This is a genomic window from Bdellovibrio sp. (genome assembly GCF_036384735.1).
Classification (GTDB): Bacteria; Bdellovibrionota; Bdellovibrionia; order Bdellovibrionales; family Bdellovibrionaceae; genus Bdellovibrio.
Genome location: NZ_DASVLT010000045.1, coordinates 27,296 through 53,444 on the forward strand (window position 1 = coordinate 27,296; position 26,149 = coordinate 53,444).

Genomic DNA, 26,149 nt, shown 5'->3' on the forward strand with positions numbered 1-26,149 from the left:
ATTACATAAGCAGCATTAGCGAACCACTTGGAAACGGTTCGCCAAGCTTTGCGCTAGATCCTCTTTACGAAGGATTGTCAGCAAATCAATGCAATCGAATTCTTCGTCGAAAGCGGGCTCACAAGCGACCTGAGCACCCAACTTCATATAGGATTTAAGCAGTGACGGCATCAAGCCATCTGCCTCTGCCACTTGATGTTCACTCAAACCTTTTTGGAAATAGGCAAACCAATTTTCAAAATGCGACATTGTAAACTTCTTCGTCGGACGGCATGAATACTTATTTGTGATCAAGCCTTGATCCATCAAATACTTATAGGTCAAAGCGGCTTCTCGAGGATTATTTATTTTCAAGCTGGAACAACCAAAAAGAATTTTAGAACCGCTTAAGTTCATGTACTCAGCAATCCCACGCCACAATAAAGAGATAATAGAGCCCTTGCGATAATCCTTATGGATGCACGCGCGGCCTAGTTCTAAAAAGGGTCCTTCGTTATTTGCAAAAAATTTTTGCAAATCAAATTCCATTGCGGTGTAAGATATTTTGGAAAACTTAGAGCAGTTCACACGATATGTACCGATGATTTTTTTTAGATCTTTGTGCACAATAACTAAATGGTCGAAGTAATAATCGAACTTATCGAAATCTAAGCCCGAACCAGTCATGCCACGGAATTCCTGATTGAATACTTCGTGACGAAGACGGAAGCTCTCGATCAACTCTTGCGGAGTCTCTGCAGTTTTGATCACATAAGAGCCCACCTCAATATATAAATTGATTTTAGCTTTAAACTTATGGACGCGATTCCATCGAAGCTGAGTTGATTGCTTGAGTTGGTCGACTAATGCCATCATAGATTCCCCCTTGGTAAAATATGGACATCAAGAATTTCAATGCCGCGAAATACGTCTTTGCCACATCGTTAGCACTGCCAATGGCCGGATTGATTTCCACCACATCGACAGAGCGTAGCTTTTGATGTCTGCAAAATATCCGTCCAAAAATTTCAATATCTTCAAGACTTAATCCGTCTTGAACGGGCACACCTGTCGCCGGAGCGAATTCTGGACTAAGACTGTCAATATCAAAACTGATGTGGGTTGGTCTGCCCGCAACTTTATCGAAAATCTGATGAGCGATCTTTGACATTCCTTGCGTGCGAACATCCGTCGTCGTGAACGCTTGAATTCCTAGTTGCTGGACGATCTCTTTTTCAAAGGGATCCAGATCCCGAACACCGACATAGATTAAGTTTTCCGGCGACAAGGTTTTTCCTAACCAAGGAAAATGTTTTGTCGCGATGTTGTGAACATTTAATAAAATCGCAAGCGGCATCCCGTGCAAATTGCCGCTTAAAGAATGTTCTGGAAGGTTGATATCTGTGTGAGCGTCAATCCACACGACATACCCTTCAGGATTTTGTGCACAGAAGGCTCCCACTGTCGCAAGGGCCACGCTGTGGTCTCCGCCCCAATTTAATAAAGCTTCTGGTCTTTGCAGTAGCTCCTGAATTTGAAAGTAGGCCTCTTTATAAGGATTCCAATCGACTTTATGAACTTGCTGAGCGGAATGTATTTTCGTGGAACGAGGATCGTGAGTCGAGATCTCTCCGCGGTCCACGATCTTCAGACCTTGCCTTTTTAAGAAAGGAAAATGCTGACGAACGTATTCGTGAGAGATCTTAAGGCCGCTTTGTTCTTGACCCACTTCGAAGCCAAGACCTAAGAAATTGATTTCCTTCATTAGGTATAGGGTGAAAGGAATTTCCCGGTTTGTCTTGTCATGGTTTTGTTAGGATCATTCGTCTTGACGCAATCAAAACAATTTTCATCTGCAAAATCACTCTATAGTAAAGGCATGAAAGCTGTCACATCATTGACTCAATCAGTAAGCGTCTTCGCAAGAACTTATCAATATTTGCAGAAGTCGAAACAACCTGATGTAAGTGTTGAAGATCTTAAGGTGCAATGGGCGCAGGAATTTCTATCCCGCCTTAAGGTTAACGTCGAGATATCAGGCTCGATCTCTGACCAACAATCTCTGCTTTTCTTGGGAAATCATATCAGCTATCTCGATATTCCACTATTAATGAGCTCGGTGCGCGGTCTTTCATTTGTCGCTAAAGAAGAAATCGGCACATGGCCGATCATCGGTAATGCCGCCAAAAAAATAGAAACAGTTTTTGTGAAACGCGAAAGTGGCTCCTCTAGAAGGCTGGCTCGCCAATCTATTCAGGAGGCCCTTGAAAAGGGGCAACGTGTGGCCCTGTTCCCTTCGGGAACAACCTGTCTTTACGAAAATAAATCTTGGCGCAAAGGAGCGTTTGAAATCGCTCACGAGCAAGATTTGTCTTTTCAACCATTCAGAATCTCTTATTCTCCACTTCGAGCTGTGGCTTATATTGATGACGACTTCCTGCCGTTTCATCTTTACAACCTGTTTGGTCACGAACGCATTCACGCAAAGATCGAATTTCATGAACCCGTGAAAATTAAAGATCCCATTGCAGATTGCGAATATTGGCAAAACTGGACAAGAGAGTTTATCGATGCCAGCAGGAATTAAGTGCGATCTACACCTTCATTCGAACTTCAGTGATGGTAAGTTGTCCATTGCTGAAATCGTCGATCTTTACGGAAGTCAGGGTTTTGGCGCTATCGCCATCACAGACCATCTATGCGAAAAGAACAACCTGATTGGAAAAGTCAGTCATGGCCTTAGCTACAGTCTTTCAAAAGAGACTTTCGCCGAATATATCCAAACACTTCGCAAGGAAGCAGAACGCGCTTGGTTGCTTTACGACATGTTAGTGATTCCTGGATTTGAAATCACTAAAAATTCGTTCATCAATCATAGATCTGCCCATATCTTGATTTTAGGAATTGAAGAGTTCATTCAACCAGAACTTTCCGTTGAAGAGATTCTTGAGATCGCAAAATCAAAAGGTGCGCTGACTATAGCCGCTCACCCGTTTCATACTGGAGATTTTGAATTTCAAACTTTCTATCTTTGGTCACGCCGGGAAAAGCTGAAGCATCTGATTGATGCCTGGGAAATGAATTATCGCAAGAAGATGGTTCCTGAAGTTTTAAATTCAGGTTTGCCTGTCATTGCAAACAGCGACCTTCATCATCTTGGCCATTTTAATTCATGGAAGAGTAAGATTTATACCGAGAAAACTCAGAAGGCCGTTTTTGACGCTATTCGCAGACAGCGGATTGACTTCTTCTTGGATTCAAACACACCGACTCAATATGCCCCCACAGGCGTCCTTTTCACCCAGGACTTCCATCGCGAAAAAACCTCGACTCCTTGAATTAAAAGATGAAATCCTACGGGAATATGATGTGATTGTTTGATGTCATATTCGAAGTTTCACTCTCACAGAAATTGGATCCTATTCAGCATTCTTTTAACAGCAGGTGTAGCGCAAGCCACCTCGGGTTATGATAAACCGCCGAAAGAAATTCTTGATGTGATGCAGGCACCGCCATCGCCGTTTCCAAGAATGAGTCCTACATCAGATCGCATCCTGCTGGTTTCAATGCAGGATTACCCGTCTATAGAGCGAGTGGCCGAGCCTTTCTTGCGACTTGCCGGTGTTCGTGTTGAGCCGGGCAATCACAGCAAGCATGATACCGCTGGTGGTTATGGCATTCCCGCTTGCGCACAAACAGTTTCACTTGTGAAAGTTGCAGACGGCAGCGAAAAGAAAGTTGATATTTCAAGACTTGCATGTGCGGATGCCCCTCAATGGAGTGCTGATGGCAAACGCTTCTTCTTAAGAAATAGAACTGCCACGGCGGTTGAGCTTTGGTTGGGTGATGCACAAACAGCGAAGATTTCAAAAGTTCCTCATGTAAAATTGAATCAAATGTTCGGCAACGATGTTCAATGGATGCCAGATCAGAAACATCTGTTGGTAAAACTTGTACCAAAAAATTTGGGACCTGCGCCAAAGGTGGTTCAAGCTTTAACGGGCCCAAGCATTCAAGAATCTAATGGCCAAAAAGGTCAAAGTAGTACTTATGAAAAACGCGACACACTTAATAACAAAAATGATGAAAAGCTTTTTGATTATTATGGGACCTCACAACTTGCAATCGTCGATATCAATGGCAAGGTCACTGAGTTTGAAAAACCCGCTCTTTATGAAAGATTGCATATTGCCCCTGACGGCATTCATCTTTTGACGATGAAAGTTGTCAGACCTTATTCTTATATTGTTACTTACAGCCGCTTTCCACAAAAAGTGGAAGTATTGGATATTTCCAATCTTAGAAAAGTATCTCATCACCTGATCGCGGACCTTCCCTTGGCAGACCGCGTTCCTATTCATGGCGAACCATTGGGACCTCGTGACTTTTCATGGAGACCTCATGACCCAGCAACATTGATCTGGGCTGAAGCCTTGGACGCGGGTGACTGGAATGTGAAAGTTCCAAACCGTGATAAAATTATGATGGCTTCTGCTCCATTTAAAAATGAGCCCAAAGAGATCTTCAGAACAGAGCAACGTTACTCGGGTTTTGCGTGGTTAGAAAAACATGACACGACTTTACTTTATGAATACGACGAAAATAAACATTGGGTAAAAACCTTTATCGTCAATGTCGATAAGCCAGAGCAACCGAGAAAACTTCTTTGGGATCTTTCAAGCGATGAAGAATACGCGGATCCAGGTCAGCCTGTTTATAAAGTCTTAAAAAATGGCTCCGTGGTTGTTCGTCAAAATCAAAACGCGATCTTTATGTCAGGCAAGGGCTCTTCAATGGAAGGTGACCGTCCTTTCCTTGATAAGCTTGATCTTGTCACATTGAAATCAGACCGTTTATTCCGTAGCGACAAATCAGAGTACGAACAATTCTTTGGATTTCCTGACGAGAATAACGAAAACACATTCCTGACTTGGCATCAAACCCAAGTGGACGTTCCGAATGTTTTCAAACATACATTGGGCAAAGAAGTCAAAGCACCTCAAGGAGAGGCGACTTATACTTCGACTCGCATAGCGGTCACTCATTTGCAAGATCCAACTCCGCAAATTCGAGACATCAAAAAACGTCTCGTAAAATACAAGCGCGCTGATGGAATGGATTTGTCTTTCACTCTTTATACACCGCCAGGCTATAAAGAAGGCACTCGAGTGCCAACGATTTTGTATGCTTATCCCTTGGATTATGCTGATGCTTCTAAAGCAGGACAGATCACAGGATCTCAGAATACCTTCACAAGATTGCGTGACTATCGTCTTCTTTTGATGGCGGGTTATGCGATTATTGACCGTGCCGCCTTCCCTATCGTCGGAGATCCAAAAAGAGCTTACGACAACTACATGGACCAACTTGTCGCTGACGCAAAGGCGGCCGTTGATGAGGCTGTTAAATTAGGTGTCGCCGACCCCGCTCGCATTGGCGTGACAGGACATAGCCACGGTGCCTTGATGACAGTAAATCTTTTGGCCCATTCGGATCTTTTCAAAGCCGGTGTCGCAACCAGTGGTTCTTATAATAAAACTTTGACGCCATTTGGATTCCAAAATGAGCGCAGAACAGTTTGGGAAGCTCCTGAGGTTTACCAAAAAGTTTCGCCGTTCTTCTTTGCAGATAAAATGAAAACTCCATTGTTGATCATGCACGGCGCTGATGACGCAAATCCTGGCACAACACCAATGCAAGCAAATTTCCTTTATGAAGCCATTCGCGCCAACGGGGGAACTGTAAGACTTGTCATGTTGCCTCACGAACCTCACTGGTACTCTGCGCGTGAATCTAATGAGCAAGAAATCTACGAAATGCTCAGATGGTTTGATAAGTACGTTAAAAATTCCGGAAAATAAATAGGGCGGCGCTGTTTTCTAACAGCGCAAATGAATCTATTTATTCTTTATTCCTAGAGTAAGATCCAGAGCTCGTCCCACCTATACATGCATGTTTGCAGAGCTTTGGATTTCTCTGTATACCCCTCTTCGCGATTTTATAATAGAGCTATCTCAATAAGGAGGCTTTATGTACAGCAAGGTCGCGATCAAACAGCACCCTATTCATCCCATGCTCGTCGCTTTTCCAATTACTTTCTATTTGCTCACTTTCATTGCCTTTGCCATCTATAATTTTTCTGATGCAGGAATCTTCTGGTACAAGCTCGGATTTTTTTCCAACATGGTGGCCGTTGCAGCCGCTTTGCTAGCAGCTATTCCGGGCTTCATTGATTGGGCTATTGCTATTCCAAATAAAACGGCTGCAAAGACCGATGGTTTAATTCATATGTGCTTGAATCTCGTGACGCTGGGCCTGTTTGGCATTAGCGCCTATGTTATCAACGGAAGTTGGGACACTCCCGTAGCCTCTCTGAATCCTCCTTTGGTTTTGACGGGACTGGGCTGCGTATCTTTGTTAGGAGCTGGTTATTATGGATGGATCATGATTGGTGTCCATAAAGTGGGTGTATCTATGAGCCCCGAACAAGAACATCTTCAAGATGAGTACGAGAAAGAACCTCAACACAAAGAACCACCGGTTATGTATCACTGACTTCAGAAGAGAAGACCGTCTCAACGACGGTCTTCTCTTTTTTATTTAGAATCTTCTGCTATTCCAATCGCACCCGAGTTTTTGGAAGAAGGTTCTTGCGAAAAACGTGTGATGGCTTTTGACACTGGAAGGCCACATAAAAACCGACGGAGATTACAACTGTATTAAAAAGTCTTTTAACACCTTTGTTCCTTCACACAGGGTAGTACGTTGAAATTTTCTTCGAAGAAAACCACACTAACTGCAATCGGAGGTCTCTATGAAATGTCTCAATTTATTTGCGGCACTTGCGATGACCGGATTTATGAGTGCAGCTTATGCAGCAACGGCACCTGCTGGCTCGACAGCAGAATGCAAAGATGGAAGTTATTATTCAGGCTCTACAAAGCGCGGTGCCTGCTCTCATCACGGTGGCATTAAAGAATGGTACGGAACGACGAGTGAAGCATCGGCTCCCCAGACCTCCTCCGCGCCGATGGGGCCTCCTGCCAGTCAGCCTCAACAACAGAGCTCCTCTTACTCTAAAAGATCATCACGCAATACCGCCTCTGCCGGAGGTGCCGGGCAAGTATGGGTGAATACTGACTCGAAGGTTTATCACTGCCCTGGAGCTCGTTACTACGGAACGACAAAACATGGCGTGTATATGAGCGAAAACGATGCAATCGCTCAAGGGGCACGTGCCGATCACAACAAGCCATGCAGTAAGTAGCTAACGTTCATTGATGATGGAGACGCTCCATGATGATCTCATCTACTACAAAGATCGTCGCATTCTTAGTTGCGACGGCAATAGCATTATTTGCCAATGCCAACGAAAGCGAAATCGGTTTTGCGCTCGCTGAGCACAAAGGAAATAATGCAACGACCGATGCCAATATAAGTTTTCAAGGTTCGACCTTTGATAGAGAGTTCATAATCACTCCCAATTTTGGAAACGACCTCTATCCAACGGCTTCGCTTAAATGGGATGAAGGCTTAAATAGCTATTCTTTCAATGGAAGCTTCAATCCATTTGCCAGTTACTACGATAGCATCACTCCCTCCAATGTGGGTTTCGTGCACTCGATTATCGATCTTAACGCCAATTATACTTACTCTGACTCACTAACTGGCCTCGAGATTTCTGCTGCGTTGGGAATGATATTGAATTTTGCAAATATATATCCAAGTCAAAATGAAACTGATATCCATCTGGATGTGAGCATTTCACAATATCTATCGAAGGATTTTTTCCTGGGTCTCATCGGTTGCTATTGTCATCAACTGTCTACTGATCCAGGGTCTGGAGTCTTGATCGGTGATTTTAGAGCCAGCGCCGTCACCGTAGGCTATCAATTCGGGTATTTATTTCCTATGTATCAGGATAGATGGTCCGTCAGTTTAAGAAACTCTGGGGATTTCGATGCGCAAAATCACTTTGGGGGATGGAATACCTCTGTAACTTTGGCGATTCCACTTTGAATTTAGACCGACTTCTGCTAAAAAATTGCAGAGATGCCCTGGGCACCTCATTTGAAAGGGTGCCCCTTGACCAACAAAAAAATCCCAAAAAAATATCAGCCTAAAGGCTTTGAAATTCTTCATGACGACTTAGATATCATTGTCGGCAACAAAGCCCCGGGCATTTTAACCGTTAAAGCTTTATGGGAAAAAGAAAATACGGTTCACAACTTGTTGAATCAATGGGTTCGTAAGGGCAATCCCCGCTCGACAAAATGTGTGTATGTGGTTCATCGTTTGGATCAAGCCACATCCGGAATTCTGATATTCGCCAAAACCGAAGAGGTTCAGCAGTTTTTAAAAAATAACTGGAAGAGCACGATCAAAACGTATTATGCCATCGTTCATGGCCGCATGGAAAAGAAGAGCGGTACTATTCAAAGCTATTTAAGTGAAGATGAAGATTACGTCGTTCATTCGAGCAAAACTTCAGAAGAAGGAAAACTTGCCATCACGGAATATTCTGTCGTTAAGGAAACGGATAAGTTCAGCCTTCTTAAGATCAATTTATTGACGGGAAAAAAGAATCAAATTCGCGTGCATTTAGCCGGTGAAGGTCATCCGATTGTTGGAGACGAAAAATATGGCAAGGGCAAATCGAATTTTAAAAACCTGTGCTTACACTCTGCAGAGCTTGAGATCACTCATCCCCACAGTAAGAAACGAATGACCTTTAAAGCTTCTGCGCCCGCCTACTTCCGCAATCTTATTGACTACGAATATTAAGCTCGTCAAAAAACTGACGAGCCTGTTCTTAGTATGTGACGTTCAAAGCGACAAAACCTTCCACTTTAGTCTCATCATTCTTCATTTTTTCAAGAATGCGAGCCCCGAAAGTCAATGGCACAAGCCTAAATACCACGGATTCCAATTCAATCTCTGCACCATAGCTGTTCAACGTATCGTGAAGAAGCTGATCCGTAACAAAAGTCGAATCAAAGAAGAATGTCGAGTACACTCGTCTTAGATAATACCAATTCGGAATATTCCAATCTGGATATGCCACTGGAAAAACGTAATTCGCAGAATACTTTTGATATTCCGGAACATTCTGATACGCATACCCCCGAGAGAACACGTAGCCATTCGGAAAGTTTTCAACCGGCAAGAATCGATAAGACTGTGGATCATCCTCTTGACGTTGGTGATCGTAGACAAACATAAAGCCATCATTGGCAAAAATGCTGGGTGTATTCAGTATGGCCTCTTCAAAGATACGATATGACGACTCCTGTGAGTTTGTTGGCTGCTTCGCATCGTCGTAACGAATTTGATAACTCAAAAGCCAAGGGGATAAGATCGACCGTGCATGTTTGTCTTTGTTCCACGAAAAACCTGCCGATGCGGATGTTTTGTAGAAATAATTGCTTCCGCTCATATCGACATTGTTGAACTGATATTCTGAAGCATCTGTATAATTTGCTTCGCCAGTTGCATAGGCCGTCAGATTATAAAGCCCCATCTTCTTCAAATACGGCAATGTCATCGAAGCACCGAAAAAGTTTTCTTTCCAGTCTAACTTGTCAGAAGTTTCAAACTCGCTGACTTCACGATGACGAACACCCGCCTGAATATTAAAAAGAGGATAAAACTTTTTAAAATCAAAACTTAAACCTGCAAACGATTGTCCCTCTTCCGGGTCTGTTCCCACCAAACCAGACGCACTGAGGGTGCGAAGAAAGTTATCTGATTGGAAACCCAAGCCGGCCCCTCTTCCAAAATAAAGACCCCACGTATGAGGAATCAAAAGCCGCGAATCAAAATCGCCATAGGGTTTCGGCTGATACTTTTCTTTGTCTGCCGTGAACAGAGTCTCTTGGTCTGGAAAAGATTGAATAGAGAATTCATTATAGTTATCTGAGGGTCCTGTCCCAAGATAATGAAAATCAACCAGTTCATTTTTCTCGAAGTGGTGACACGCCTCTAAGCTTTGAACTGCAATATGAGACCCATAGCTATCCATGTCGCTATAGTAAAGACTTTTCCCGTCCGAAGACGGCATATAAGCGCCCAACCGGGATTCTGTACAACGAGAAAAACCGTCATCACTCATTTTGAAAATATCGGTAGAGCCCTTGTATTGAGCTTCAAAGAACAAATTATTTTTTGAGTCGACATAAAGTGAATTCAAAAGATTCCGCGAAGGCTCCAGCAAGGTTTTCGTGATTTGATGGCTCTTTAGATCGACAACGACCAAGGATTTATAGCCTGTCTTTGAGTTTAGCAGGACAACTGCATGGTCATCGTCGAGGTAATGAGCCTGAGCAATTTTTCCTTCGGACAAACTGAAGGACTGCAAAATCTTTCCATTCAAATCAAATTCAGAAATATTCCAGCTTTGATCAGCCTTGAAGTCTGTGGCCATGATTTTTGTCTGAGAAGCGTTAAAGCCGGGGAAGTAGAGTCTTTCGCCATCTGTGATTTTCGAACGATGCCCGCTCTCGAGATCGATCAAAATTAAATCAGAACTGCCCTTATTAAGATAACGTTTGTCAGGCAGAAACTCAGTATAGACCGCTTTATTTTTGCCGATATTAAGGCCGATCAGCTCTTTGTAATACGCAAGCTCTGCAACTTCTGTAGTCTTCCCTTTTTCTTCCTTATACAAAACGGCCGGTGTATCCAATGTTTGATTCACATAATAAATAGCGTCGCCCACTTTGAATGGCGCAAGATTATCGCGATAATCGACGATGTTTTCATTTTGAGAAGCATCTTTGCTCCAGCGAGTTCTCAAGTCATTCATCGCCTCGTCATAGAAATGCGCGAAGGTCTCCCCCGTGACATGCCAAAAAGCATTGTAGAGTCCAAACGGGTTTGGAATTCTTGATGCTCGTTCGAGCACTCTTGGCCAGAGCTCTTCACCGTATTTATTGACTCCATAAGAGACCAGCGCATAGCCGTACACATATTGATTCGGAAGTGATGTCTTGTAAGTGCCATTTAGGAATTGATCAAAAGTCGGAATCTGCCCACTTGTGACCAAGCCCTTTAGACGCGCTAAAAATCTTGGTGAACGACCTCGTCCACCATCCGTGTACTTCGTTTCAGTCCAAACTGCATCCCCCTCCATAAACCAAGAAGGAACTGCGAGGAATAAAGCAACTTCACGACCGAAATCCCCCATGACGTAGTAAAGAAGCTTTGCTCCATTGCGATTGAAATAGTCAAATTGATTCACGTGGCGATATTCATGAATCGACAAAGTTTGATACCACTCGGTCGATCCCACATAAGGAGAAAACATCGATGAGGCATACCATTCACTGCGACGAGGCATCAAGGTCACATAGCCATTGGGCTCTGCCAACTCGGGACGAATGATCAAATCGAATTTTTGAGGTTTTTGAATTCCATAGGTTTGCCCCACGACCTTTGAGTAATGTTCCACAAGATTCGCGATATAAACTGATTCCACACCAAGATAATCAGGATAAATCAATTCGACAGAATCATTCGAGATAGTTTCCCACTTAATGGATGGCGAGCTTTGCATAAGATCCAAAGCCCCATAGGATGCAGAAGACACAAACAACAAACCAACGAACAAAAAAACCTTCATCGAGATTCTCCCCAGAGAAGAACGATATTTTGTTTGATTTATAAAATCATTAAAAAACAGAGAGCGCCGCAACAAGGAAACCCTGGGAAGCAATATGTAAGGTTGCATGTTGAGGGAATGCAAAAACTCAAGCGACAATCAAATGCATGGGAAACATATCTCTGGCGTTTTTTCTATGCCTGGTGCTTATTTCAGGATGCAGTACTCTGCCAAAACATCCCGATCGTCCCATTTCGTATGCCTTGGATCCTTTACCAAATACACGCATAGAAAAGGCTTTGAATGAGCGGCTTAAAAAAAATCATGGCCCTGATGAATCCGCTTTTTCCCCTCTGATTACAGGACAAGCAGGTTTATTGGCCCGACTTGCATCAACAGCAGCAGCGGATCACAGTTTGGATTTGCAGTATTATATTTGGCAAAACGATCTGACCGGCCACCTTATGATGTATTATGTTTTAAAAGCCGCAGATCGCGGTGTACGAGTTCGAATTCTTTTAGATGATCTCAATCAAGGACAGTACGAAAAAAACCTCGCCGTGTTGAATACGCATCCTAACATCAAAATTAGGCTGGTGAATCCTTTCGCCAATCGAGGGGCTCGATGGCTCGACTTGGGAAGATTTTCCCAGGTCGACCATCGCATGCATAACAAAGTTTTTATCGCTGACAATGAGGTCGCAGTCGTTGGAGGTCGAAATATTGGCAATGAATACTTCTGGGCCAGTGAAGAAATTAATTTCGGCGATTTCGATTTATGGGTGGCCGGGCCCACCGTGCAAGCTCTTTCAAAGGAATTTGATACGTATTGGAATAGTGATATTGCCTACCCTATAGATTCCATTACAAAAAGCTATCATCCGACGACAGAGGAATTTGAAGCCCTTCGCAAAACAACGGAGGATGCTTATTATCAAGCGCAATCCACCGAATACGAAGACACCTTAAGAGACGTTATTCATCAACATTTCTTTTTAAAAGAGAGAGCGGCAATCTATTGGGCAAAGGCCGATGTCATGTATGACCCGCCAGAAAAGCTTCACCAAAGCACCGACAAAAAAGTCAAGACACTGCGAATTCAACTAAGGCCTTTAATTAACGAAACAAAGAAAGAACTTATTCTGATTTCACCTTACTTTGTTCCGCGTACTCCCGGCGAACAAAGTCTGATGACTTTACAAATGCGCGGAGTCCAAGTCACAGTTCTAACGAACTCGCTGGCATCAAGTGATCAAACAACCGTATTTGGAGGCTACAAAGGTTCACGAAAGTCCTTATTGAAAGCCGGAGTGCACTTGTATGAATTAAAACCAAAGCTTTCCACCTTGCCGAAAAATAAAAGAATCGGCGCCAGCTCATCAGCCCAATCTGGGCTTCATGGAAAGGTCTTCGTTTTCGACAGAACAAATATCTTCGTGGGCTCAATGAATCTGGACCCAAGATCTATGGAACTTAATAGCGAAATGGGCGTTGTGGTTCACAGTCCTGCCTTTGCGTCGGATTTTGCAGACCACTTCTTTAACAACCTTCCCAAGACCTCCTACAAGCTGACTCTTGATAAAAACAATGACTTGCATTGGGAAACAGTCGAGCAAGGTCAACTCATCGATTACACGAATGAACCTGACACGTCCTTTTGGAAACGCTTTAAGGCAGAGTTCTTATCCATCTTTGTCCCCATTGACGAACTTTAAATATTCCACAACAAAAGCGAAAACCCACTTCATCTAACTAAATCTGCTTTTCGCATTCTATAGGAAGTTTTGGAACATTAGAGCTGAATTGTTTTGGGACAACGGTCGGGTTGATTTGTATTTTTGCTCGTAAAGTGAAATAACATTCGCAATGATAAAGAGATGAAGGAACTCTGGAATCGTCGCGAACTATTAAGCCTTCTTGGCGGCCTGTCAGCCGCTTCTTTACTGCCCAAGCCCTTGGCTATGGCCGCAAATCTTATCACCCATACTCAAAACAGCGAGTTTAAAACCAAAGGCTTTGCCATTGCCGATGGAAGAAAGGAAAAAGGTATCGGACACGGATATGCTGCCACTCGTGAGGATCAACCAGGCAGTATACGATTAGGCAATTTCGCAGGAACACATTTCAAATCCTTTCCCACAAGTTTTACTCCCCATCAGGTGGTTCAAAACCCTGGAAATATCCAACACTTCTTTGCCATTCAAAAATGGGGAACTAACGCCGTTCACCTCGATGTCGCTTCGGGAAAAACAACCGCTCTTCCAATCCCGAAAGGCGTGAATGTCTTTGGACACGGGGCTTTTTCTGCGGACCTGGACAAGCTTTATATCAGCGCCATGGATTACAATAAAGGTCGTGGGACTATACTTGTTTATGATGCAAAAAAAATTACCCTTTTGGGCACACAAATTTCGAATGGTCTTTATCCTCATGACTTGCAACTTGCAAAGGACCGAAAAACTCATTGGATTTCCAATGTGGGTCGCTTTTCAAAATCAGACTCTCGAAAATACGACAGCACGATATCACAAAAATCAAACTTGAGCCGCATTGACTTAGAAAGCGGCCAGGTCCTTGAAACACACGAAGCGTCTGACTTTAACGGCATGTCGCACTTTCTAAATCTCGACGATCATAAATTTCTTAGTATTGGCATGCAGGGAAAAGTAGACCATGGTGAGTCACCAACAACCTTCGCTATCTTCGATAATGCTCAGGTAAAGAATTTAGCAAAGAGCGATGCTCTTTTAAAAAATGCCTATGGTGAATCCTTAAGCGTTCGATTGATTCAAGGCACTCGTGAAGCTTTGGTAACCATTCCCGACTGTCACAAGGTCGTCATCGTCGACATTGATAAGGGGCAAGTTTTGAAGGTCATCGACGGAGTTTACTTTAAGGCCGCGATTCAATTGCCAGATCCCAACTGGCTTTTATTATCACCAGCATCCGGCGATACTGCGCCATTTATGCTTTATTCGGTCAAAGACAAAAATATCAATCAACTGCCAGTCTTCTATAAATCACTCGCGCCTGAGATGCACAACTGGTTCGGGTTTGGTTCTCACGGCACCGAGATTATCTGGCCATTCACATAATTACTGATCTTCCTGGCTTTCAAAATCACCCACCTTACGTGGTTTCCGAGGAGTGTCATCAGTATCTCTATCATTCAGACTGGCCGAAGTTTTAGTACCTTCCATCGGTAGGCGTTCCGAGTCCGCCAAGTCCTTACGTTGAGTATTAAAAAACTCTGCATCGCTAAGTCCTTGGCGATACCACAAGATATTTTTTGCTAGTGATGGCTTGGACCTCAGAATGCTGGTCAAAACTTTATAGGGGCGCCAATCGTATTCACTCTGCCCTACGATGACCGGAGTGGTTCCAGGAAAGACATTAAGAAGACTAAGAATGGCTTTGTTATTTAGATAATCCCCGACCGTCACCCGTCTTGCATCTTTAATATGATAGAAGTTAAACGCGTAAAGACTACGAACGTCGATGAAAAGTAATTTTTGGGTACGGCTTAGTTGTAACAAATCATAAGCACTCACGACTCGCACCGGACTTTGAGTCGGGACAATGATTCTTTTATTTTTCCATTCATCAAGACCACCTCGATAAATAGAAACACTTTGATATCCCAGCACACGCAGGGCCGTCGCGGTATTGTAAGCCGCATAGTCGGTCTCGTTATTCGTATAAAGAACGACCGGCAAATCCTTCGAGACATGGGCACTTAAAGATTCGAAGATTTTTAAATCCTTTGGCTCCTCGGCCCGCATATGCAAACGAGCGGGCAAATCTTTAAAGCGTAAACTTCCTGGAATAGAAGACTCTTCGGTCTCATTCGCTTCGCGCAGATCAACTATCTGAATTTTAGATGTCTTGAGCAAATCTTGCAGCTGAGCCTTATCAATAACTTTCGCAATAGGATGAATTATTGGCACCCCGCTCACATCACGGACCCAGTTAATAGCATTGGCACTGACTCCAATCCACGCGAATTTTTCCCTGTCGACTTCAGCTCCATAAATTCTTTTAAGATCGGAAACCGCATCCTGAGCGTTCTTATACCCAAGGACTTTGAGATTTTCAGAATCACTCAAAAAATATTTCAAACTTTGCAATTCACGATCTTTTTGCAAAGTTAAGTCCAAACGATGTGTGAATGAAAATGGGATAAAGAGGGGTGCGCGAAAAGAATAGAATTCGACAAAGCCTTTGTATGAGTTCGGAAGGCATCGAGCCTCGCCCTCGGGAATCAAAACCGCGTGAGCAGTTTGAGACATCAGTGAACCCAAATGCGCGTCATTTAGGAAAACGACTTTCGCCTTTACGAAGTCACACGAAGTTTTATGCAGCAATATGCTTCTTTTATAATAGAAAATTCCAGCAGCGCCAACAACACTGACCAGAATTAAAACTATTGAGACACTCCGAATGCGCATGATCTTTTCTCCGACAATAATATCGGTATGACTCTATGAATACAGTAATGATAGGAGAAAAGTGCAACTCATTACCATCTGGAAATATTCGCCTCATCACGATACTCACTGATTTATGCGAACGTTTTGTTCCAAACAGGGATGGAAACGGGCCAATGCTCTTTTGTTGCAAGGATATCGGACCGATAAGCATTGTGAGGTTGATCATGTCAGGACGTATTGGTATCAAAAACAGCCTTAGCATTTTGCTTCGGGCGTTGCTTGCAACGCTCGCGATCGCATTATCCTCATGCACGATATCTAGCCTCGTCGGGGATATTAATACAGATGTTAGCTATAACTTGACGAAACTCGAGTTGGAAACGGATCCTGTTCAGATCTCCTCTTTAGACAAAAATCTTAAAGTTTCCAAATCCACAAACCAAAGTGGTCATGTGGTAAAAGACGTTTACATCAAAGTAACCGTTTACGACGTTAAGCCCGCACCCAAAGCTGGATTCCATCCCGAACTGAAAGTGACAGGAAGCACTCAAATTACTTCTACTTGCGGAACAACGAATGCAAGCGGCATCACTTATTGTATGTTGAGTTCCCAAAAAACAGGAAAGTATCTTGTAGGTCTGAGCAACGCGAACGTGAAGTCGAGCTTAGCTGTAAGTTTCTACGACGGCAATAATTCCGTCACCGTTGAAACTGGAACTGGATACGCCAACGGTCAAGATGCGACAGAGATTGATGTCACCGTTCGTGATCCATCAGGAAATATCAGTCCTGGCGCTGTTCCAACAGTGACTGTAAGTGGCCCTGGAAATCCTCAAATCACTTGTACTCCCGCCGATAACAATGGTGTTTCTAAATGTTACGTGACCAATACATCGCCTGGCGATGTAAATGTGAATTTCACAAATCCATTGATCTCTTCCCCCGTTGTCGTGAGCTTCGATCCATCTTCTTTAACTCCCACAAATCCCAACGCCCATGTTGATGACAATGGTGGTGATGCCAGCACTGTTACAAATGCTGGAGCTAAGGCGACTGTGGCCGTTCAATTGCCAGCGAATCCTGACGGCACACCACAAACAGGTGTGACGCCTGTTTTAAGTATTTCTCCGCCATCTAATACAAGTTATGTCTGTGCTCCAAGTAATGCGTCAGGTGTATCAACTTGTACAATCACTTCTTCTGAAGAGGGTACAAAAACAGTTTCTGTAACCTCCCCTTCGGGAATTGACGAAACTGTGAACGTGAATTTTGGTGACAAATATTCTAATGCGACGGTCGTCACACCTACAACGACAGACGTTCCAGCAAATGGTACTAGCACACAGGTTGTGTCTGTGACTGTCAGAGATGACAATGGAAATCCAATTTCTGGCGAAGTTCCGCAAGGAACAGTCACTGGCTCTGGTGCGAATACAATGACGTGTACTGCGTCCGATACAAATGGGGTATCGACTTGTTCGATTACATCCACACAGCCTGGCGACAAAACAGTAACCTTCACAAATCCGGCCGTTACAAATCCTGTGACTGTAAACTTCAGTGAATCAGATATCACTATTGATACGAATCGGGCCGATGCTGGCAACGGTGACCAAAACGTCATTACCATTGTTACCAAAGACGGTGACGGAAACATTATCACCGATACAACACCGACCTTAAGTATTACAGGCCCGGGCAACGCAACTTATACTTGCACGCCCTCCGACAATAGCGGCAATTCGACTTGCTATATCACTGCCGATGAATCTGGTGACTATCATCTGTCCGTGACTTCGCCTGCCGGCAGCCAAGAAAATACTGATATCGTGTTTAGCGATAGCAACTCGACAGCGTCTTTGACTAAGGCCACAGCAAACGCAGACTTTACTGATACAGCTGTCCTTTCTATGTCCATCTATACCGCGCAAATGCTACCGCGTATTGGATTCACTCCGACTATAAAGGCCACTGGCACAGGGCAAGTCGTCGTGACCTGTCCTGCCACAGGAGTTCTTGGTGGCACAGATTGTACGATCAAATCAGATACTTGGGGTGATAAAGTCCTCGAGATCGACGATCCACCGATGGCAAGTCGCTATGTCGTTCGCTTCATTAATACATTCTCGTCAATGACAGAGACTTCTTCGGGCTCGCTGACTAGCTACGCAAATGCTCCCGGTGCTTTTGCAAAACTGACAGTGACACTAAAAAGTACGGCAACAACAGCTATGGTGGGTGTAATTCCAAAATTGTCAGTCAACGGCACCGGCACTTTCACGTCCAATTGTACGCCATCAGACTCCAGTGGCTTCTCGTATTGTAATATCAGTTCTGACACCGTGGGTTCTGCAACCGTAAGCCTTGCAGAACCGTTTAACAATATCGCTCCACTGACAATGACCTTTCTAAATAAGACTCGTTCTTGCTCAGTTGATTTTGGTGGCGGTAGCCAAACTTGGGTGGGTCCTGGTTTCAATGATTTCTCGAGCTGTCAAAACGTAACCTGCAATGTTGGTTATACATGGTCAAGCAACCAGTGCATGGAATTCGATGCTCCTCAAGGAGGAGATTTCAATATCAATGGCGGTGCTACGGGAACATCTAGCGCCCTAGTAACTCTGAATGTGACATTGCCAACGGATGCGTCCCCTCCGATTTATATGCTTGCGAGTTCTGATGCTTCTGATAATTCGTCTTGGGTTCCTGCGGCCGCAACGATGTCTTATACCTTGTCAGCGGGAGACGGAATTAAAACAATCTATATGAAGTTCAAGGATCGCTTCGACAACATTTCAGCTATCGTCACTAAAACGATCCGTTTGGATGCGACAGCGCCTGTGGGCGGTGGTTTCAATATTGTGAACAATGGCAATAACGTCGTGGGTGATCCTAATATTTATCTCAACGTGATTTGCCCAACAGATATTTCCGGTGGAGTTCAGTCTGCCACAGGCGAAGCGGCTCACCCGTCTGCATGGATTGACTGTATTTCTTCGATGAATTATATGCTAACGAATGTCTCTGGACCTCACACGGTCTATATGGCGTTCCGCGACTCACTACACAACACAACTTCGGATTATAATCACTCTGTGATCCTGGATATCACCGGCCCCACATCGACTGTGACGTATTCAAATGGATACCTGAACACTTTGACGACAGGACTTTCAATTACGGCAATTGACGACTACTCGTCTGTGGCGGGCTGCTCGATGCAGGTTCAAGAAACAACTTTATCAAATGGAGTTCTGAACACTTGGGGGCCGTGGACTCCATTGACTCGTACAGGTAATGGATGCGGAACTCAATCATTCACAGGTCAACAAGGTCATGCCTACAAATTCCAAGGTCGCTCGGTGGATGAGTGGGGAAATATCGGTGCTTACAATCAACCGCCACTGATTTTGAAATTCGATACAACAGCTCCAGTGAGCGGTTCGATCACAAATCCAACAATTAATCAGACAACCACACCTATTGTGTTAACTCTAAATAAAGGATCTGACCCAGAATCTGGCATGAGCGCCGCTGACGGTAACTATATGCTGCAGGTTCAATCAGCTACAAATGTCGATGGTGTATGTCAAAATAATTGGTCCGGTTGGTCAGGTGCCTTGGGTGGATTAACTGCGGCAGCAACGTCGTACACTTTCACCGGCGCACAAGGCAACTGCTATAACTTCCGCTACACAGTTACAAACAATGCGGGTCTGACAAGTGTCTATACAACGTCTTCTCCGTCACGCATTGATTATACTTATGCATGGGTCATTACAACCGGCTGGTATGGATGTACTGCCCCGGCTCCGTCATGGCAAATTGGTGGCTGGTATGGATGTACTGCCCCTGCTCCATCATGGAGTTATGGTGCTTGGTCTGATTGTCCTTGTGGCGTCAACCAAACACAATATCGTTCGGCATCATGCCCTACAAACTACGGCACCGAAAATCGCAGTGTCACATGTCCGACCAACTATGGTACTGAATACAGAGGCGTGATCTGTCAGCGCAGTGACGGCGCAACAGCGGCGGATGCGTACTGTGGTGGCGGCAAACCTGCAACTAGCGAAACTTGCTCGAACACCAACTGTGGTGCTGCTCCGGCTTCATCAGAGCAATGTTCAAATTCAAGCTGTGCTGGATCTCCAACTACAAGTCAACTTTGTACACTTGACTGCGGTGGCGACTCGACGGACGGTGGTGGTGACGATGGTGGGTCTAGCTAGGGAATGATTTTATATTTCACAAGGCCACTTTGTTCATCCAAACTGACATATAAAAAGTCATTAAAAATAGAAGGCATAGAGCTTAAAACACCCTTCATTGGGACTGAGAAAAGCTCTTTGCCTTTTTTAATATCGTAAGCACACAACGAGCTCTCTTTGCAGGCGGCGAGAACTAAATCTCCCTTAGGAGTTTTAACAATCAAAGAGCTCGAGACATTCATCCCCTCGCCACCGGATTGAAACCACTTTGTTTCACCGTTTTTGAGATCAAACGCTATGATTTTTTTATCAACTGTCACAATCCCAAGGTTCAAACCATCATCAATGCTAATGCTAGTGAAAACTTTGTCAGCGAATTTCATTTTCCAAAAAAGTTTCCCGCTTGCCGCTTCTAATGCATAAACGTTTCCATCATGAGAGCCGATATAAGCGATGTTGCTAGAAAAAGACGGCGTTGTCTTCACAGCACCCTGAGCAGCAAATTCCCACTTTTCTTTTCCTGTCTTTATATCGAACCCTTGAATTCTTCCTGAGATATTCCCGACAATCACCGTTCCCGACCGATCGTCCACCATCGGCGAAGAATGAACTGGAGCACCGGTAAAGGCCGTTCGCCACATTAATTCTCCCGTCGAAGCGTCGAGTTTTGCAACAAAGCCATTAGATTCTGTTTCCGCACCGACGTAAATGAAGTTATCCCGTAACAAAACAGAAGAACCGATATAATCCGCCACTTGGTGAGTCCAAACCAGAGCGCCGTCATTTTTTCTTAGACAATATAAAATTCCATTATAGGCCGCTACATAGACAAATTTTTGATCCAAAGCTGCTGTTGCGTGAAAACCTTTATTGCTAGTGCTTGCGAAATAGGACCATTGCTTCTGTCCTTGTTCATCGAACTTAAAAAACCATCCCGAGTCAGAGCCCACATAAATTCCACTTTCATCCACCGCAGGCACTGATTTCGTCGCAACATGCACGCCAATGTTAAGCGGAGCAATCCTCCACTGTTCGGTAAGTTTTGATATTGATACTGAAGACATCACGATGCCTTGTCGATTCTCGCCGCGATACTCAAATGTCGGTGCAGTAGAATGATCCTTATCCAACGCAAAGCGCACTGGCAAAGTCCATGGCATCATCGTCGGTTGTTGGCGATTATTCAAATTGATCACTTCTAGCCTCGGATTCTGGCGAAGAGCCGAAATCAAAACTATACATGCATAAATAAAAAACACGGCAAGAAAATATTTTAACTGGGATTTATTAATCACGGGGCCACCTCAAAAATCTCGGCCCATAAGAGATTGTATTTCTTATGACAGGCATCGTGAATTTCCAGAACTTTTGAAAAGCGATCGTCTGTACTTAGGCGAGACATCAACGATAAATGCAGTTTCTGGTCTGGATCCCTTTTGCAGGAATAATAAACCTGGGAAAGATAAACTAGCGGATCACACTTTGTACGAACTGCATTCGAACGATTAAAATGAAAGCCGTCCATACGAGTTCTATCATCAATCTCTTCAAATAAATTAATTTGGCACTCTGTGCGAGCGTCGAGCATATTTAATGATGGAATTCGCATAATACCATCCACTGCCGGATTTGCTCGCATGACTTTAGGAACGATCTGACATATCCAGAACACAATTAAAAAAATAAAAGCTGCACGTATCTTTGGGAGACTCAGCAAGAAATAGTCATCATCCCAATAATCTTTCTGTAGGGCCTTCAACCAATAAATCGAAGTCACACAAGTCATAATGCAAGGATAATAAAATCCTACTATGTGCCAAGAGAATGCATGAAATGCAAAAACCTGCACAAGTGTCAGCCAAAAAATCCAACGCCTTTTTACGACAAGCCCCCAACAGAAGCACATTTCAAAAAGAACAACATAAAGAAGCGACAGACCAAGAAGCCAACCACTCCAGATCGCAGGCTTCAACAACGAAGCGCCCGACAGCCATTCATAGTTGAATTTGATGAGCCCCGCCCCCATATAGAATGAAATGATCAGATAAAATAACGTTTTCACTTTATCTGGTATAAAGAGATAGGCCACACTCACCCACAGGGCCATGTAATGATAATTACCCATGAAGGTATAACTTTTCAAAACAACTAATAACTTAAATAAGGTCAGACTCAGTAAAATCAAATATCCCGCTGATACTTTTCTAAAAATAAAAAGCAAAATGCCAATAATAGCAATGACAAGATATATCCACAGCATGGCGGAAGCAGCCATACTGGATGGCAATTTCACTGCGGCACAGTTGGGGAAAATAGGCCAACAACTCTCTATTCGACCAGCACCAGCTAGCAAATTAATGACTGCGCGATTATTCCAAAACATGAAGGTCAGAACATGAGTGAGACACAAAAATGCCCCGTAAAGAACCAGAGATACATCCTTACTGATCTCATCAATTTGATAACGTAAATATCTTAGGGCTGCCACTGCATACCTCGCCTTAGGGCTTCCTCTTTAGAAAAAGGAAGTCTTGTATGCGCATCAAAAAGAGCGCCGTGCAGATCACTCCCCTTCAGTAAAGCGTTCTCTAAATTTGCCCCTCGCAAATCGGTTTTTATGAATTTTGAATAGCGAAGGTCGGCAGACCAAAGAGATGCCATACTTAAATTCGCCTCTGAAAAATCGGATTGGTAAGCGCGAACTGCTGATAGATCCGACGACCTCAAGTTAGCGCGTTGGAAAATGCCGTTCTCGATATTGATCGAACGCATTTGCAGGCCGGTACCACGGAGGTCAGAAAAATTGCAGCTTTTGCAAAAGCCATATTTGAACTTTGCAAATTCAGCCTGAACATTGCGAAGAATACAACTTTGACAGTGTATACTCTCGATCTCCATATGTGAAATGAAGCGATTCGAGAAATCCGTTTCAACGCCAGTCCACTCAGTTCCCTTATTTACCGCAGGCGCAGAGGCGGCCAGCAGCAGTACTAGAATAAAGACGTATTTCATCGCGAAGAATCCCGCTGAAGATATTTACCCATAGCCATTGTAACGTGTCCTTGAAGGTCGGCTTTGAGTTCATTATTGAGATAATTAAGCGGAATCCCGCCTAAAGACGATGACTTATTTCTCGAAAATGGCAAACTCCAGGCTTCTCGCTGTAAACGAACTACACAGGAAAACATGCCTTGAATCTTTTCATGATTCAAAACCTCAATTCCGTCTGACCTCTTAAGATGAAGACCATCGACAAATCCCTCAAGAAATAATCCGGCCATGTGATGAGGAATACTGATCATTGCAGCCCCCTTCATCTCTCCATAGGGACAGCCTTTCAGATCAGGACGATCTTCCGACCAAGATATCAGCTCATTCGCTGCTCGATTAAAAAGCTCTGTGAAGCGTGTCGCATAAACTTCATTGCCGGTCTTTTTGAACATCTCGGCTAAAACTGTCGAAAGCCATCGAATATAAAAGACATTCTGACTCTTCTGATACGAATTCCAATAGGCTTCGACAAGATTTTCCAATGGCAACTTATGGTCTTCAGAAGTCGTAATAAAATAAACAAGGGCCTCTCCATAACTGAATAAATCCGATGAGTCTTCCCGACCTGAATTATTTAAATCCGTATGAAGTACGCCTGTCTTTGGATCATAGTATGACAACATCGTTTGGTGAATAAGCTTTAACTGCCGTTCGCGCTCTTCGCTCCAGTCATGATTCTGTCGCAAGCTTACGTACGATAGAGCCAAAGTCGCCCACTCACCAAGTTGATGATCCGTAGACGCGTTCATTTTTCTGTAGGCACTATCCAAGGCTAAATGGCAGGAATTAGAATATTTTTGATAGCGAGGAAAATTGCTTTTAAATAACTGCCGTTGTTCACAAAGAGCCCACACTCCAAGATTTATGCGAATAAATGTAGAACTTGACCAATCTGTCGAGATTCGTTTTTCCTCAAACATGTAAGGCAATTCTTTATTCTCTTCAATCAAACGACTTAGAAAGTCTAAGCTATCTTGAACCCCGTCCGCCATAGCCGCCTTCAAAGGGCGCTCTGGATTAAGACCTACTCGGCTCGAGATAATTTCATGACCAACGCGGTTGCACTGGTACACATGATATAGCTCATATTGGTTATAGTGCTTACCACTTCTTCCTACTTCTTCTGGACTGACGAAAATGTTTTTCACCCTATCAAGATACCGATACTCACCTCGGAGATAAGGATGAAGACTGGCAGCGACATTCTGTTCGGCCGCCCTCTCCAGAACACCAAAACTGATCGCTGTCGGCGCTTTTTTCAGCGAAACAGGCTTTTCCATTTCCCCAAGATTCAGAAAAAACCGATATTCATTCAGAGAAATGCCTCCCTGCGCGATTCTCTGGCAATTCTGGGTGTCTTCTTGACGAGTTGAGCTTAAAGGCGGAGTTAATTTCAAAAGCTCAAAGTGTTCATCTTCATAAATCTTTTGAAGGAACCCTAAAGATTGCTTTATCGTATTATAAGAGCCGTGAGATTTTTCGATAAGCAGATAATCCGTGTCGAACGAATCAAAGAGCTTCTTAGTTTCCGGCCAAGTAAAGTTTTCGGGCTCGGACCAGAAATGCGCTAAATTTCTTGCGCGATTAGAATCTTTTTCGTCATAGATAAACATCGAAAAGCCGGGCTCTGCTTTCGTTGTTCTATCGTAGTAGAAAAGGGGACTCCAATATTCCCAAGACATTAATAAAATCGGCTGGCCTCGAAGATCGCTAGCATTGTACCATGCCGCAAATTTTGTAAGATTTCTGGCAGTACCGCTGTCCCCTTTGAAGTTTCTTTTCATATTGACGGCGGTCGCACCTGCAAAAACCACAAAGACAATAAGAAAACCTTTTCTTAACCAAGAGCGATGTCTTTCACGAGAAACAGAGTTCAAGGCCTCTGACAAAACCCAGAAGACAAGTATGAAAGCGAATAGACAGAATAGGTATGCAAAGCGAGTGACTTCAACGCTAATAATTAAAAGCCCAAAACTGATAAGCACCAAGCGATTGCGGAAGCTAAGAACTGCATCCGAGGATTTTCCTTTAAACCAGGTCCACAAAGAAGCTGCCATTAGGAACGCCAGTGACAAGCCCATGGTGCCCGTGGGCTCTTTCATACTTTGCCACTCACGAACATTTCTTTCGACAAAAAGATTATAATGCAAAAGTTCAGCGAAATAGCGGATCTTTTGAAGTGGAAAAGGAGCAAGTACAAAAGACAGAGCCACGCCACCAATTAAGAATGCAATACTGTCCCATCTTGTCTTTTTGAAGTCGAAGAGGAAAAAACATCCAAACGATGCCACGATGAATGCTGTTTCAAAACTCACCATCGAGAAAGCATAGCCAATCAGAAGCCACCACCAAGAGCGTATATTTTTCTGACTGAGTAAAATAATCACAAGCAATGCGATGAAATTAATCGGAGCCGGCCGCTCCCAGAAAATTCTTAACATCGCATTGCCGTTCACAAAAAGGAAAACCACAGACCATACCATCGCTTCAAAATCCGGCAGGACTTTGCGAAGAACTCTTTGTAAAAGAAATGTTACGATAGCTAATAAAAAGGCCATCGCAATTTTCGTTGCGATGAATCCTGGAAAGAATATTAAAAATGGAATCAGGAACAGGTTGTAGAAAATATGCTGATCGATAAAGACTTGCTCAAAGATACTGTGCTTTAAAATTCCGGTCGTCGCAAAATTCGTGATACCGTGAGCATAAGAGCGCGCCATTTGAATGTGGTAAAAAGTATTCTGCGTAAAAGCGAAATCTTTTTTCCCAAAAATATAAATCAAAACGCCAAGGCCTAATAAGAAGGAACCGATACTGAAAATCCACGAAAGTCTCTTCTGCATTTTCAAATATTACCTTTTATGTTTACCCGTCGGCAA

General features: G+C 43.7%; 18 protein-coding genes. 10 read left to right on the plus strand and 8 right to left on the minus strand.

Features of this window, described 5'->3' with window-relative positions:
* Positions 1–15 precede the first annotated feature (15 nt).
* Together VF412_RS12695 and VF412_RS12700 are read right to left on the minus strand one after the other, a co-directional pair.
* A complete protein-coding gene (locus tag VF412_RS12695) occupies positions 16–855 on the minus strand; it encodes a GNAT family N-acetyltransferase (protein ID WP_331339624.1) in 840 nt (279 codons plus the stop codon).
* Complete coding sequence (locus VF412_RS12700) at positions 794–1,744, minus strand: arginase family protein (protein ID WP_331339625.1); 951 nt, start codon at positions 1,742–1,744, stop codon at positions 794–796. Before VF412_RS12700 ends, VF412_RS12695 begins: the two co-directional genes overlap by 62 nt.
* A 114-nt stretch (positions 1,745–1,858) precedes the next feature.
* Here VF412_RS12700 and VF412_RS12705 point away from each other — a divergent pair, with 114 nt between their 5' ends.
* From VF412_RS12705 to VF412_RS12735, 7 genes are all read left to right on the plus strand, one after another.
* The gene (locus tag VF412_RS12705; RefSeq protein ID WP_331339626.1) at positions 1,859–2,566 is read left to right on the plus strand and encodes a lysophospholipid acyltransferase family protein; all 708 of its coding nucleotides are present in this window, start codon (positions 1,859–1,861) and stop codon (positions 2,564–2,566) included.
* The gene (locus tag VF412_RS12710) at positions 2,550–3,317 is read left to right on the plus strand and encodes a PHP domain-containing protein (RefSeq protein WP_331339627.1); all 768 of its coding nucleotides are present in this window, start codon (positions 2,550–2,552) and stop codon (positions 3,315–3,317) included. Before VF412_RS12705 ends, VF412_RS12710 begins: the two co-directional genes overlap by 17 nt.
* Before the next feature lie 42 nt (positions 3,318–3,359).
* Complete coding sequence (locus VF412_RS12715) at positions 3,360–5,840, plus strand: alpha/beta hydrolase family protein (RefSeq protein ID WP_331339628.1); 2,481 nt, start codon at positions 3,360–3,362, stop codon at positions 5,838–5,840.
* A gap of 169 nt (positions 5,841–6,009) precedes the next feature.
* Positions 6,010–6,534 (plus strand): DUF2231 domain-containing protein, encoded by a 525-nt coding sequence (locus VF412_RS12720; RefSeq protein ID WP_331339629.1) that lies wholly within the window; start codon positions 6,010–6,012, stop codon positions 6,532–6,534.
* Positions 6,535–6,793: 259 nt separating this feature from the next.
* Entirely contained in the window at positions 6,794–7,246 is a 453-nt protein-coding gene (locus VF412_RS12725; protein ID WP_331339630.1) for a DUF3761 domain-containing protein, read from the plus strand.
* A 29-nt stretch (positions 7,247–7,275) separates the two neighbouring features.
* A complete protein-coding gene (locus VF412_RS12730) occupies positions 7,276–7,998 on the plus strand; it encodes a hypothetical protein (RefSeq protein WP_331339631.1) in 723 nt (240 codons plus the stop codon).
* 66 nt (positions 7,999–8,064) lie between these two features.
* A complete protein-coding gene (locus VF412_RS12735) occupies positions 8,065–8,763 on the plus strand; it encodes an RNA pseudouridine synthase (protein ID WP_331339632.1) in 699 nt (232 codons plus the stop codon).
* A 28-nt stretch (positions 8,764–8,791) separates the two neighbouring features.
* Here VF412_RS12735 and VF412_RS12740 read toward each other — a convergent pair whose 3' ends face one another.
* A complete protein-coding gene (locus VF412_RS12740) occupies positions 8,792–11,599 on the minus strand; it encodes a hypothetical protein (protein WP_331339633.1) in 2,808 nt (935 codons plus the stop codon).
* Between the two features lie 146 nt (positions 11,600–11,745).
* Here VF412_RS12740 and VF412_RS12745 point away from each other — a divergent pair, with 146 nt between their 5' ends.
* Together VF412_RS12745 and VF412_RS12750 are read left to right on the plus strand one after the other, a co-directional pair.
* Entirely contained in the window at positions 11,746–13,293 is a 1,548-nt protein-coding gene (locus VF412_RS12745; protein WP_331339634.1) for a phospholipase D family protein, read from the plus strand.
* Positions 13,294–13,455: 162 nt separating this feature from the next.
* Positions 13,456–14,673, plus strand: a complete 1,218-nt coding sequence (locus tag VF412_RS12750; RefSeq protein WP_331339635.1) for a DUF1513 domain-containing protein — start codon at positions 13,456–13,458, stop codon at positions 14,671–14,673.
* Here the strand turns inward: VF412_RS12750 and VF412_RS12755 are convergent, their stop codons facing one another.
* Positions 14,674–16,026: a rhodanese-like domain-containing protein gene (locus VF412_RS12755; protein WP_331339636.1), complete on the minus strand. Its 1,353-nt coding sequence runs from the start codon at positions 16,024–16,026 to the stop codon at positions 14,674–14,676.
* Positions 16,027–16,232: 206 nt separating this feature from the next.
* On the opposite strand from VF412_RS12755, the gene VF412_RS12760 reads away from it, so the two are divergent.
* Positions 16,233–20,240, plus strand: coding sequence for an Ig-like domain-containing protein (locus VF412_RS12760; RefSeq protein WP_331339637.1), 4,008 nt, complete (start codon positions 16,233–16,235; stop codon positions 20,238–20,240).
* Here the strand turns inward: VF412_RS12760 and VF412_RS12765 are convergent.
* From VF412_RS12765 to VF412_RS12780, 4 genes are all read right to left on the minus strand, one after another.
* Complete coding sequence (locus VF412_RS12765; protein WP_331339638.1) at positions 20,237–21,415, minus strand: PQQ-binding-like beta-propeller repeat protein; 1,179 nt, start codon at positions 21,413–21,415, stop codon at positions 20,237–20,239. The two genes, VF412_RS12760 and VF412_RS12765, sit on opposite strands and share 4 nt — an antisense overlap.
* A 95-nt stretch (positions 21,416–21,510) precedes the next feature.
* Positions 21,511–22,707: a hypothetical protein gene (locus tag VF412_RS12770; RefSeq protein WP_331339639.1), complete on the minus strand. Its 1,197-nt coding sequence runs from the start codon at positions 22,705–22,707 to the stop codon at positions 21,511–21,513.
* Complete coding sequence (locus VF412_RS12775) at positions 22,695–23,231, minus strand: pentapeptide repeat-containing protein (protein ID WP_331339640.1); 537 nt, start codon at positions 23,229–23,231, stop codon at positions 22,695–22,697. The genes VF412_RS12770 and VF412_RS12775 overlap by 13 nt, the downstream gene beginning before the upstream one ends.
* Entirely contained in the window at positions 23,228–26,113 is a 2,886-nt protein-coding gene (locus tag VF412_RS12780) for a hypothetical protein (protein WP_331339641.1), read from the minus strand. The genes VF412_RS12775 and VF412_RS12780 overlap by 4 nt, the downstream gene beginning before the upstream one ends.
* Between the last annotated feature and the right edge of the window lie 36 nt (positions 26,114–26,149).

Bases quoted from the DNA above. Each gene is read 5' to 3' on its own strand.
- VF412_RS12730 (WP_331339631.1), top strand. From the start codon at position 7,276: ATGATGATCTCATCTACTACAAAGATCGTCGCATTCTTAGTTGCGACG.
- VF412_RS12740 (WP_331339633.1), bottom strand. From the start codon at position 11,599: ATGAAGGTTTTTTTGTTCGTTGGTTTGTTGTTTGTGTCTTCTGCATCC.
- VF412_RS12725 (WP_331339630.1), top strand. From the start codon at position 6,794: ATGAAATGTCTCAATTTATTTGCGGCACTTGCGATGACCGGATTTATG.
- VF412_RS12760 (WP_331339637.1), top strand. From the start codon at position 16,233: ATGTCAGGACGTATTGGTATCAAAAACAGCCTTAGCATTTTGCTTCGG.
- VF412_RS12715 (WP_331339628.1), top strand. From the start codon at position 3,360: ATGTCATATTCGAAGTTTCACTCTCACAGAAATTGGATCCTATTCAGC.
- VF412_RS12745 (WP_331339634.1), top strand. From the start codon at position 11,746: ATGGGAAACATATCTCTGGCGTTTTTTCTATGCCTGGTGCTTATTTCA.
- VF412_RS12720 (WP_331339629.1), top strand. From the start codon at position 6,010: ATGTACAGCAAGGTCGCGATCAAACAGCACCCTATTCATCCCATGCTC.
- VF412_RS12750 (WP_331339635.1), top strand. From the start codon at position 13,456: ATGAAGGAACTCTGGAATCGTCGCGAACTATTAAGCCTTCTTGGCGGC.
- VF412_RS12705 (WP_331339626.1), top strand. From the start codon at position 1,859: ATGAAAGCTGTCACATCATTGACTCAATCAGTAAGCGTCTTCGCAAGA.
- VF412_RS12755 (WP_331339636.1), bottom strand. From the start codon at position 16,026: ATGCGCATTCGGAGTGTCTCAATAGTTTTAATTCTGGTCAGTGTTGTT.
- VF412_RS12780 (WP_331339641.1), bottom strand. From the start codon at position 26,113: ATGCAGAAGAGACTTTCGTGGATTTTCAGTATCGGTTCCTTCTTATTA.
- VF412_RS12695 (WP_331339624.1), bottom strand. From the start codon at position 855: ATGATGGCATTAGTCGACCAACTCAAGCAATCAACTCAGCTTCGATGG.
- VF412_RS12700 (WP_331339625.1), bottom strand. From the start codon at position 1,744: ATGAAGGAAATCAATTTCTTAGGTCTTGGCTTCGAAGTGGGTCAAGAA.
- VF412_RS12710 (WP_331339627.1), top strand. From the start codon at position 2,550: ATGCCAGCAGGAATTAAGTGCGATCTACACCTTCATTCGAACTTCAGT.
- VF412_RS12775 (WP_331339640.1), bottom strand. From the start codon at position 23,231: ATGAAATACGTCTTTATTCTAGTACTGCTGCTGGCCGCCTCTGCGCCT.